This window comes from Hymenobacter agri (assembly GCF_054778495.1).
In genome coordinates this window covers 1-10,333 of the sequence record NZ_BAAGZM010000104.1, presented here as the reverse complement: position 1 = coordinate 10,333, position 10,333 = coordinate 1, and the positions used below count along the sequence as shown (strand labels likewise).

10 protein-coding genes and 1 tRNA gene are annotated in these 10,333 nt (G+C 57.8%); 3 read left to right on the top strand and 8 right to left on the bottom strand.

Annotation, left to right across the window (positions count from 1 at the left end):
• Nucleotides 1-1,215: 1,215 nt before the first annotated feature.
• From ACYVDE_RS07885 to ACYVDE_RS07865, 5 genes are all read right to left on the bottom strand, one after another.
• Nucleotides 1,216-2,484, bottom strand: a complete 1,269-nt coding sequence (locus tag ACYVDE_RS07885) for an adenylosuccinate synthase (protein ID WP_460500936.1) — start codon at nucleotides 2,482-2,484, stop codon at nucleotides 1,216-1,218.
• Between the two features lie 244 nt (nucleotides 2,485-2,728).
• A complete protein-coding gene (locus ACYVDE_RS07880) occupies nucleotides 2,729-3,079 on the bottom strand; it encodes an STAS domain-containing protein (RefSeq protein ID WP_460500935.1) in 351 nt (116 codons plus the stop codon).
• 70 nt (nucleotides 3,080-3,149) lie between these two features.
• Nucleotides 3,150-3,602 (bottom strand): Fur family transcriptional regulator, encoded by a 453-nt coding sequence (locus ACYVDE_RS07875; protein WP_460500937.1) that lies wholly within the window; start codon nucleotides 3,600-3,602, stop codon nucleotides 3,150-3,152.
• Nucleotides 3,603-3,855: 253 nt separating this feature from the next.
• Nucleotides 3,856-4,188 carry a CHY zinc finger protein gene (locus tag ACYVDE_RS07870; RefSeq protein WP_460500934.1) on the bottom strand — a complete coding sequence of 111 codons (333 nt, stop codon included), beginning with the start codon at nucleotides 4,186-4,188 and terminating at the stop codon, nucleotides 3,856-3,858.
• A 3-nt stretch (nucleotides 4,189-4,191) separates the two neighbouring features.
• The gene (locus ACYVDE_RS07865) at nucleotides 4,192-6,390 is read right to left on the bottom strand and encodes a RelA/SpoT family protein (protein ID WP_460500933.1); all 2,199 of its coding nucleotides are present in this window, start codon (nucleotides 6,388-6,390) and stop codon (nucleotides 4,192-4,194) included.
• A 272-nt stretch (nucleotides 6,391-6,662) separates the two neighbouring features.
• Between ACYVDE_RS07865 and ACYVDE_RS07860 the strand changes: the two genes are divergently transcribed.
• From ACYVDE_RS07860 to ACYVDE_RS07850, 3 genes are all read left to right on the top strand, one after another.
• A tRNA-Leu gene (locus ACYVDE_RS07860) sits at nucleotides 6,663-6,744 on the top strand.
• An 88-nt stretch (nucleotides 6,745-6,832) separates the two neighbouring features.
• Nucleotides 6,833-8,155 carry a trigger factor gene (gene tig / locus ACYVDE_RS07855; RefSeq protein ID WP_460500932.1) on the top strand — a complete coding sequence of 441 codons (1,323 nt, stop codon included), beginning with the start codon at nucleotides 6,833-6,835 and terminating at the stop codon, nucleotides 8,153-8,155.
• Nucleotides 8,156-8,295: 140 nt separating this feature from the next.
• Nucleotides 8,296-9,003: a ClpP family protease gene (locus ACYVDE_RS07850; protein WP_460500931.1), complete on the top strand. Its 708-nt coding sequence runs from the start codon at nucleotides 8,296-8,298 to the stop codon at nucleotides 9,001-9,003.
• A gap of 171 nt (nucleotides 9,004-9,174) precedes the next feature.
• On the opposite strand, the gene ACYVDE_RS07845 is transcribed toward ACYVDE_RS07850, so the two are convergent.
• From ACYVDE_RS07845 to ACYVDE_RS07835, 3 genes are all read right to left on the bottom strand, one after another.
• On the bottom strand, nucleotides 9,175-9,531 hold the full coding sequence (locus ACYVDE_RS07845; RefSeq protein ID WP_460500930.1) for a hypothetical protein: 357 nt from the start codon (nucleotides 9,529-9,531) through the stop codon (nucleotides 9,175-9,177).
• A 22-nt stretch (nucleotides 9,532-9,553) separates the two neighbouring features.
• A complete protein-coding gene (locus tag ACYVDE_RS07840) occupies nucleotides 9,554-9,718 on the bottom strand; it encodes a hypothetical protein (protein WP_460500929.1) in 165 nt (54 codons plus the stop codon).
• A 47-nt stretch (nucleotides 9,719-9,765) separates the two neighbouring features.
• Nucleotides 9,766-10,333, bottom strand: a 568-nt coding sequence (locus ACYVDE_RS07835; protein ID WP_460500928.1) for a hypothetical protein, incomplete at its 5' end; no start/stop codon positions are given.

Below are 10,333 nucleotides of genomic sequence, written 5' to 3'. Positions count from 1 at the left end.
TCATCCTGAGCCAGGATCAAACTCTCCATTGTAAAATTTCTCTACACCACGGCGAACCGTGGCTGATGTCGAGTGCTGACCTTGCTCACATTTTGACGTTATGGTCAAATTCGTTTCGCTTGGTTTGTTTCACTGCGCTTCTTCCGAAGAAGAAGTAACAAGTGGAACACTTACTATTTTGTCTGTTTCCGTCATTCAAAGAACGTGTGATGCTTCCATTTGAGGCATCAGTGTGGGCCAGTGATTAAGCCCGCGGTTGTCGTTATCAACCTTTGTTCGTTTTGGGATTGCAAAGGTAGAAATTATTTTTGATTTGTCAACTTATTTTCGAAAATTTTTCTATTTTTCGATTCGTTTTTCAAATCAGCCGCTTTCGTTTAAAGTGGCTTTAGGCTTTGCAAGTCAGCTTGTTATGACTGTCTTTTGGTTAACTCCGTTCGTTTTGGGAGTGCAAAGGTAGAAGTTTTTTTCGACTTTCAAATCTTTTGGCGAAAAAAATTTTAGTTCTTTTCGCTTCGCTTTTTGAGAGTGACCTGCTTCCTGTTGAAGCGGGTTGCAAAGGTACGGTGGCTTTTTTCGCTGGTGCAAGCTATTCGAGAAATAAATCTCGACGCTTGCGGCTAGCTGCGGAGGACAGACAAGCTGCCTTCCGGGGAAGTTCCGGACATTTCAAATTTGTGCCTTAGCGAGTGCTTTGGGCTTTTCCGTTGGTCCGTTTGACGTTTCGGGACTGCAAAGGTAGGAGGACTTTTTGGGGCGGCAAGCGGCCTTTTACGAAATAGTTGATTTGAGGTTGTAAGTAGTTGATTGATGCGGTCAAAAAAAATGGTTTATGGATGGGCTATGGTAGTAGAATTAGTGATTGAAACCTATTTCGGGCATTTGCAGGATGGGAACTGTGAAGTAAAAATGTCCACTAAACCATATTTGGGGAATAGGTGCAAGTGTGGTTTAGATGGATGGAAGAGGAGTGAATGGATGAGGCTTTGCCCCTACCCTTCTGCCTGAGATGGCTATTTTGAAGTCGGAAATATGCTTTTGAATGGGGGTATAGGTACTTTCCTCATCAACAAAAAGCCCCGCGACCATTTCCAGATTGAGGTTGGAAAGGGGTGCGGGGCTTGATGGAGCTATTAGGATTGCGGAATGGACGGAATTATTTGCGCGGTAGAGATGCTTCGACTGCGCTCAGCATGACGGGCTTGCTCGCCTCTTTTAGCGGTGGAGGGTGCTCACCCTATCCGGGCCGACGCTGACGATGCTGATGGGGACTTGCAGCTCCTTTTCGAGGAATTCGAGGTAGGCGGTGAGGTTGGCGGGGAGCTGGGCGGCGTCGGTGATGGCAGTGAGGTCGGAGTTCCAGCCGGGGAGGGTGAGGTATTCGGGGGTGACGGCGGTGAGTTCGCCGGGGTCGGGGAGCTGGGGGGTGCTGGTGCCGGCGGCGGTGCGGTAGTGGGTGCAGGCCCGGATTTCGGTGAAGGCGTCGAGGACGTCGGCTTTCATGAGGTGGAGTTCGGTGACGCCGTTGAGCATGATGGCGTAGCGGAGGGCGGGCAGGTCTATCCAGCCGCAGCGGCGGGGGCGGCCGGTGGTGGAGCCGAACTCGCGGCCGGCCTGGCGGATTTGCTCGCCGACTTCGTCGTGGAGTTCGGTAGGGAATGGGCCGCTGCCGACGCGGGTGCAGTAGGCTTTGGTGATGCCGTACACTTTGTCGATGTGGCGGGGGGCGATGCCGAGGCCGGTGCAGGCGCCGGCGGCGATGGTGCTGCTGGAGGTGACGTACGGGTAGGAACCGAAGTCGATATCGAGCAGGGAGCCCTGGGCGCCTTCGGCGAGGATGCGCTTGCCCTGGGCGAGGAGGTCGTTGAGCAGGTATTCGGTGTCGGTGAGCTGGAGGGTGCGCAGGAATTCGACGGCGGCGAAGAAGTCGGCTTCGAGGTCTTCGATTTCGAGTTCCTTATTATAGTGGGCAGCGATGGCGGCGTGCTGGGCCACGGCTTCTTGGTAGCGCTGCGGGAAATCGGGCAGCAGGATGTGGCCGACGCGCAGGCCGACGCGGCCGATTTTATCGGAATAGGTGGGGCCGATGCCTTTGAGGGTGCTGCCGATTTTGGTGTTGCCGCGGGCTTCTTCGCTGATGCGGTCGAGGGCGCGGTGCGACGGGAGGATGAGTTGGGCTTTTTTGGAGAGGTAGAGGTTGTGGGACCATTCGATGCCGCGGTCGGTCAGCTTTTGGAGCTCTTGACGGAAGACGACGGGGTCGAGGACGACGCCGTTGCCGACGACATTGATGATGTGCGGGTGGAAAATGCCGCTGGGCACCTGGTGCAGGACGTGCTTGACGCCGTCGAAATACAAGGTGTGGCCGGCGTTGGGGCCGCCCTGAAAGCGTGCGACGGCGTCGTAGGTGGGCGCGAGAACGTCTACGATTTTGCCTTTGCCTTCATCGCCCCACTGGAGGCCTACTAATACGTCTACTGGCATGGTGGTTTGGGGGTCGCCGTCACCTCACCACCCGGCCCCCTCTCCTTGGGGAGAGGGGGAGCCTGACGACTCGTGCGGGTGGTTTGGGGAGGGCTATTATTAAGAGGTTGGTATTATGGTTGGAATTGCTGCGTTGGGTTTTGCCTTGTGCTACCTTCCGTGACGAGGTCCTTGGCTATGCCGACCTTCGGTTCGCTGCGCTCAAGAGACAGGGGATGACTAGGACGGGCAAAAAAATGGCCGCCTAGTTGGCGGCCTGGGTAAGCTGTTGGCGGGCAGTAGCTTCGTCGGGCGAAACGATGAAGATGTTGTTCAGCTTCGTGATGGCCAGCATTTTTTTGGGATGGTCGGCGGGGTTGATGAGGACGAGCTCACCGCCGCGGCTACGAAACTTGGTGAGGAGCGACACAAGGACTCCGATACCGGTGCTATTGATGTAGCGGATTTCGGAGAGGTCGATGGCGCACTGGTTGAGGTCTTCGCCGAGGTGCTGGTTGACGGACTGCAGGAGCTGGTCGGTGTCGGGGCTACCGATGAGGTCGCCGGAGAGGCGGACGAAGAGGATGCCGTTTTCGACGGTGCTGGTGGTGGTCATGCGTAAAACCCCACCCCCGGCCCCTCCCCGGTGGGAGAGAGTAGCCTGACGGGGACGCAGGGGCAATTGTTTAGATTGAGTGTATTGAAGTGCGGGCGGCGGCCTGGGCGCGACAGTCGCCGCAGATGCCGTACAAATTTAAAGAATGGTGCAAGATATGGAAGTTGAGAAGGTCGCCGACCATGGTTTGAATGCCGTGGATGCGCGGGTCGCAGAATTCCACTACTTTATGGCATTCGGTGCAGATAACGTGGTCGTGCTGGCGATAGCCGTAACTCTTCTCATACTGGGCGAGGTTGCGGCCGAACTGGTGCTTGCTGACGAGGCCCTGCTCGACCAGTAAATCCAGCGTGTTATACACGGTGGCGCGGCTGACTTGCAGGCCGCGCTCCTTCATGCCGGCGTAAAGCTCATCAACATCGAAGTGGCCGGAGCGGGCATAGATTTCTTCGAGGATGGCGTAGCGCTCGCCGGTTTTGCGCAGGCCTTTGTTTTCGAGGTGGGCGGTGAAAAGCTTGCGCACCTCCTCGAGCTTGTCGGTATTGAGCGGGGCTTCGGAGGCGGGGCTGGGGGTGTGCCGGGCCGCAAAGCCGGTTTCGGAAGAGCCGCCGGTCCCCTGCCCTGCTTCGTCGACGGGGTCGGTCGTGTGGGATTTACTCACTATATATATAAGGTGTAAGTCGGCGGATCAAAGGTACGTGCTAGCGAGGGCACCTCCCCCCCTGGGCCCTCTCCTTAGAGCTATGGAGAGTCGAGGCAGGGCGATGCGGACCTTTTTATCGCTCGAAGTAGAGATGATAATGATTGGCGCAGCCAGGGTTGAAAGCCGCTTGGCAGTGCGGGCAGATACTATCGCAGCTTAGGTAGCTGGCGATGCTGAGAGTTTGGCGGCAATTACCGCAGTAGATGGCTTCGGTTTGGAATTCGGCTTTTGGCCAGACCTGGGCGGCATGGCCGGCAGCTTCGTTGTGGCACTCGATGCAAGCGTAGAACTCGCCGCAGCACTTATGCTGGATGGCAATAATGTCGCGCTCAGAATGCCAGTGGGCGCATTGGGTACGCGCATTGACTTCTGTGCCGTGAACGGTAATGAGTTGGGAGGCTTTCACAAATTATGAATCGAACCGCTCAACTTGGAGTACACCGTCCACCTTTTTGAGGCGCTGAATGAGCTTGTTCAAATGGTCGGTATCGTTGACGAACACCATAATCTGGCCTTCGAAAAAACCGTCGTCGGCGGTGATGGTGATGGACCGCATGTTCACCTTGAGGCTGGTGCTGATGATGCGCGTGACATCGTTTACGAGGCCCACGCGGTCAGAACCCTTCAGGCGGACGCCGGCAAGGAAGGCCAGTTCGAGTTGGTCGGTCCATTTGGCGCGCACGATGCGGTTGCCGTAGTTCGACATCAGGTCGACGGCGCGGGGGCAGCTGGTGCGGTGGATGATGAGGCCCTGGTCGGTTTCGAAACCGAACACATCGTCGCCGGGAATAGGATTGCAGCAGCGGGCGATGCTGTAGTTGAACTTGTCGGTGTGCTCGCCGACTACCAGCATGTCGGGCCGTACGCCGCGGATTTTCTGCACCTCGTTCTCGAAGGTTTTGGGCTCGAGCACGGCCGGCAAGGGCTTTTCGGAGGTGAAAAGCGACTCGCGGATGGCGCGGCCGTCAATCTGCCCCACGGCCAGGCGGTAGTAGAATTCCTGAGCGCTGGGCGCGTTGAAATAAGCTAGCAGGCGATTGAAGTTGTCCTGCGTAAAGGGCACACCGATGAGCTCCAGACGCTTTTCGAGGATAAAGCGGCCATCTTCGGCCTTGGCGCGTTTGTCGTCGCGCAGGAAATCCTTGATTTTGGAGCGCGCCTTGGTCGTGATGACGTAGTTGAGCCACTCCGGCGTGGGGCGCTGCTTGTGCGAGGTCAGAATTTCGACCTGGTCGCCGTTATGGAGTTGGTAGCTCAGCGGCTCGAGCTTCTGGTTCACCTTGGCCCCGAGACAGTGAATGCCAATTTGCGAGTGAATATCGAAAGCAAAATCCAGCGCCGTAGCCTTGTCAGGCAGAATTACCAGCTTGCCCTTGGGCGTGAAGGCGTAAACCTCCTTCACGAACAGGTTCTGACGGAATTCGTCCATGAATTCCAGGGCGCTGGAATTGTTGGATTCCAGCATCTCGCGCACCTTGTTCACCCAGCCTTCGAGCGAGCTTTCGGGCTGAATGCTGCCGGTGTCCTTGTATTTCCAGTGCGCAGCGTAGCCTTTCTCGGCGATGTCGTCCATGCGGCGCGAACGGATTTGCACCTCCACCCACTGCCCGGCCCGGCTCATCACGGTGGTGTGCAGGCTCTCGTAGCCGTTGGCTTTGGGCGTGCTCACCCAGTCGCGCAAGCGGTCGGGGTTAGGCTGGTAGAAGTCGGTCACAATGCTGTACACCTGCCAACAGGCGGCTTTTTCCTGCTCCGGCGGCACGTCCAGAATCACACGGATGGCAAACAGGTCGTACACCTCGTCGAAGGTGATATTCTGTTTCTTTATCTTCTTAAGAATGGAATAGATGCTTTTCGGCCGGCCCTTGATTTCATATTCAAAACCCTGCGCTTTCAGCTCCTCATCAATCGGCTGCACAAACTCCTTGATGAAGCGGTTGCGTGCCGCCTGGCTCTGGCGCACCTTGGCCTTGAGCTCGTTATACGTTTCCGTATCGGTGAATTTGAGGTACAAATCCTCCAACTCACTCTTTATAGTATAGAGGCCCAGCCGATGGGCAAGCGGCGCGTACAGATACAGCGTTTCCGAGGCAATTTTCAGCTGCTTGTGGCGCGGCATCGAGTCCAGCGTCCGCATGTTGTGCAGACGGTCGGCAATTTTGATGAGAATCACGCGTACGTCCTCGCTCAGCGTGAGCAGCATTTTACGGAAGTTCTCGGCCTGCTCGCTGGTGCCGTACTCAAACACGCCCGAAATCTTGGTCAGCCCGTCGATGATGCGGGCCACCTTAGGGCCGAACTCGCGCTCGATGTCCGACAGTTCGGTGGGCGTGTCCTCCACCACGTCGTGCAACAGCGCCGCCACGATGCTGGTGGTACCCAGCCCGATTTCCTCCACCGCAATCTGGGCCACGGCCAGCGGGTGCAGAATGTAGGGCTCGCCCGACTTGCGGCGCATCTCCTTGTGCGCCTCCAGGCTTTGGTTGAAGGCTTTTTTAATGAGCTTAGCGTCGCCGTCTTTCAGGTACGGCTTGGCCGTGCGCAGCAGGCGGCGGTAGTGGCGCAGGATTTCCTGGCGCTCGGCTTGGAGGTCGATAACGGGCGGCATAATGGTAAAGTAACAACGCCGGGGCGGAAAAGGTGGCGCGGCCTGGGTAATACGCAAGGCATCTTCAAGCGTCCTGCCCGGCCATACCGAGGCATCACCATACGGATGATGGCGTTGCTTCAATCAGAAAAACTTCGCGCCCACGCTCGCCACGGCGGCCTTTATTGCGTTCTGCCCCCCTCCCCTATTTTCAACAGCCGAAGCCCGTTGCGCGCAAACAGTTTCCCGAGTACCTTTGCGGGCCCGAAGCAAACGGCAGCGGCGCCCTATATGCGGATATGGCGAAATTGGTAGACGTGCCAGACTTAGGATCTGGTGCCGCAAGGCGTGTGGGTTCGAGTCCCTCTATCCGCACTTTTATTTGATGCAGGCCTTCAGTCGTATGGCTGGAGGCTTTTTTTTCAACCTTTCAACCGGGCCGGCAGCAGCTGGCTTCCCTGTTTTGAACATTACTCTCGACAAGAACGACGAGCAGCTGACCGGGCTGCTGACCGTGAACCTGACCGAAGCCGACTACGCGCCCACCGTCGATAAGCAAATCAAAGAGTACAGCAAGCGTGCTCAGGTGAAGGGCTTCCGCCCCGGCATGGTGCCCGTGGGCATGGTGCGCAAGATGTACGGCAAAGGCATTCTGGGCGAGGAAATCAACAAAATGCTGGGCAAAGCGGTGGACTCCTACATCAAGGAGAACAACATCAAGCTGCTGGGCGAGCCCCTGCCCGTGCCGAGCAACGTTGACTTCGACACCGATAAAGACTTCGCTTTCCAGTTTGAGCTGGGCCTGCTGCCCGACTTCGAGCTGCCCGCCGACCTCGCCGTGGAGCGCCACCAGGTGAGCCTCGACGACGAGACGCTGGCCCAAACCAACGAGCAGATTGCCCGCCAGTACGGCGAAACGACCAACCCCGACGAGTCGGAGGCTGGCGACTACCTGTTCGGCAAGTTCAAGAAGGCTGGTGAAGAAGGCGAAGGCCGCACCATTCTGCTGCCCATCGCCAAGGTAACCGGCGACCAGGCGCAGTTCATCGGCAAAAAAGCTGGCGATGTGGTAACGTTCGACCTGCAAGCTGCTTTCAAGAACGACGCGGCTTCGATTTCGAACTTCACCGGCCTGAGCAAGAAAGAAGCCGAGGAAGCTACCGGCGACTACGAGCTGAGCGTGGAGAAGGTGAACCGCACGGCTGCTCCGGAAATGAACCAGGAGCTGTTCGACAAAGTATTCGGCCCTGAGGCGGTTTCGAGCCAGGAAGAGTTCGACGCCAAGGTCCGCGAAACCATCCAGCAGAACTACGACCGCGAGGCTGATGGCGCGATGAACAACAGCATCGTGCAGCAGCTGGTGGAGAAAACCGACATCAAGGTGCCCACGGAGTTCTTCAAGAAGTGGCTGGTGCGCGCCAACGAGGGCAAACTGACGCCCGAGATGGTAGAAGAGCACTACGACGACTACGTGAAGGAACTGAAGTGGAGCATGATTCGCAACAAGGTGGTGGAAGACGCCGGCCTGAAGGTGAGCAACGACGAGATTGTGAACCGCACGCTCGACAAAATCATGGGCCAGTTCAACATGCCGAACATGCCCGACGAGATGCGCGAGTCGATGCGCCAGTACGCCGACAGCTTCCTGAAGCAGGAGAACGGCAAAAACTACATCAACGAGTACGAGGCCATTCTGGCAGAGAAAGTGCTGGAAAACCTGCGCGGCAAAGTTGTTGTTACGGACAAGCCCGTAACGGCCGAAGAATTCCGGACCCTGCACAGCTAAGCGCTGCGCAACCCGACTTTGGAAAAGCCCTTACGGTGACGTAAGGGCTTTTTTGTTGGGTTTTCGACAACATTCCTTTACTTCGCCCGTCTTACTTAACCTCACCCGCGCCCGCTTTGGCGGCGCCACATTTCAATCAAATGCTGAATAAACAAGAGTTTCGCAAGTTTGCCGTGAAAGGCCAGGGCCTGAGCGGACTGGGCGTGGACCAGTACCTGAACCACGTGGAAGGCCAGGTGCGCAACGGCCTGATGCTGCCCTCGAACATGACCCGCGCCGTGATTGAGGAGCGTCCCACCAACTTCCGGGAAATTGACGTGTTCTCGCGCCTGATGGCCGACCGCATCGTGTTCCTGGGCCAGGCCGTGGACGATTACGTGGCCAACATCATCACGGCGCAGCTGCTGTTCCTGGAGTCGTCGGACGCCAAGAAGGATATTCTGCTCTACATCAACTCGCCCGGCGGCTCGGTGTATGCCGGCCTCGGCATCTATGACACCATGCAGTACGTGAACCCCGACGTGGCCACCATCTGCACCGGCCTGGCTGCCTCGATGGGTGCCGTGCTGCTGGCTGGCGGTGCCGCCAACAAACGCTCGGCCCTCCCCCACGCCCGCGTGATGATTCACCAGCCCTCGGGCGGCGCGCAAGGCCAGTCGTCGGACATCGAGATTACGGCCCGCGAAATTCTGAAGCTAAAGAAGGAGCTGTATGACATTCTGGCGCAGCACACCGGCAAAACCTACCAGGAAATCCACGACAACTCGGACCGCGACTACTGGATGCGTGCTGATGAGGCCAAAGAGTACGGCCTGATTGACGAAGTGCTGGAGAAGAAGAAAGCATAACCGCCGATTCTCGTAGATTCTGACGGCTTGCAAAAAGCCCCTGCTTTGCGGCAGGGGCTTTTTTGTTTTTGGCTTGGCAATTATTTTCCAGCGGCAGACGCCGACTTCGGGCGTGCGGGCCGACCCCTGGGCTAGGCCCAAAGCAATAAGCGAGTAAATAGCGTGCCGAACTTAGTGATTTGGTCGACGAAACGGGTTTATGCCGGCGCAGTGGCGGCCTTGGCGTCGAGCGCCGCCCATGCCCACTGCCAACCGAAACGCCATGCTAATGCCCAGTAAGCCGTAGTCGTCGAAATCGGGGTGGGCCAGCACGTAAGCCCAGGCGGTTTCTTCCGAGGCAAGCTGGGTTTCGTTCTGAATCTGGCTCAGGGCCGTGCCGGTCTGCGTTCGAAACTCGGCCAGCATGCCGTTGGACGCGTTGGGGCCAAACAGGCTCTGGAACTGCGTGCCGATTTTACCGCCGCTTCCTTCGGGGATGCCAGATTTTGGGCAAAAGGTGCAGGGCGGGCCGAAAGGTTGTAGCGGCACAAATTATTAGGGAAAGACAAGCTTACGAGACTTGCAGCGCCAGCCGGAAACGGGTAGCCGGCACGGGCGGCGCCCCGGCTTGGGGGCGCCGCACGGTGGTGTTGGTGAAGGCCCACCCCACGCCCCAGGCCGGGCCAACGGTAGACGCCAGAAAAACAAGCTGCAGGTGGGCGGCGGGCGTTTTCATCAACAGAAACAATTGCAGAAAAAGGAGAGAAAAGCGAAGTGTGAAAACTAGAATTTAACCGCTAGGCCCGCTTTGAGGTAGGTTTGGTCGTAGCCCAGCTCGGCGAAGGCACCGATGCTGGGCGTGAAGTAGTAGCGGCCGCCCACAAACAGGCCCGATGTGGCCCCGGTCGAGCCGTAGTCGGAGGTGTACGGCCCAGTGTAGTTGCTCGAATACCCCAGGTGCCGCACCCCAATGCCCACTCCCGCATAGGCGTCGAACTTCGGCGTTACGGGGTAGTGAAAGGCGCCCCGCACCATCACAATCAGGTCGGTATACTTGTCTTTAAAACCCGAATACTCGTAGCTGGCGCTTTGGTAGCCGATGATGCCGCCCACGCCCAGCACGCCTGGCCCCAGCGGAATAATGCCCCGCTCATACGACACGCTCAGGGCCGGCGACACCGAAGAATTGCCGCCGAAGACGCCCAACGCGTAGGAATAGCGGCTGCCTAGGCCCACCCCCAGGTTCACGGCGTTGGTGCCCACATCAAAGGGATTGTCGCTACTAGTAGCCGTTGCTCGGGTGGGTGGCGCCGGTGTGGGTGCCGGGGCGGGGGCTGGGGCCGGCGCGGCG

What these genes read in the sequence shown, in the direction of transcription:
- ACYVDE_RS07865 (WP_460500933.1), bottom strand. Translation starts at nt 6,390, where the DNA reads ATGCCGCCCGTTATCGACCTCCAAGCCGAGCGCCAGGAAATCCTGCGC.
- ACYVDE_RS07850 (WP_460500931.1), top strand. Translation starts at nt 8,296, where the DNA reads ATGCTGAATAAACAAGAGTTTCGCAAGTTTGCCGTGAAAGGCCAGGGC.
- ACYVDE_RS07880 (WP_460500935.1), bottom strand. Translation starts at nt 3,079, where the DNA reads ATGACCACCACCAGCACCGTCGAAAACGGCATCCTCTTCGTCCGCCTC.
- ACYVDE_RS07840 (WP_460500929.1), bottom strand. Translation starts at nt 9,718, where the DNA reads ATGAAAACGCCCGCCGCCCACCTGCAGCTTGTTTTTCTGGCGTCTACC.
- ACYVDE_RS07885 (WP_460500936.1), bottom strand. Translation starts at nt 2,484, where the DNA reads ATGCCAGTAGACGTATTAGTAGGCCTCCAGTGGGGCGATGAAGGCAAA.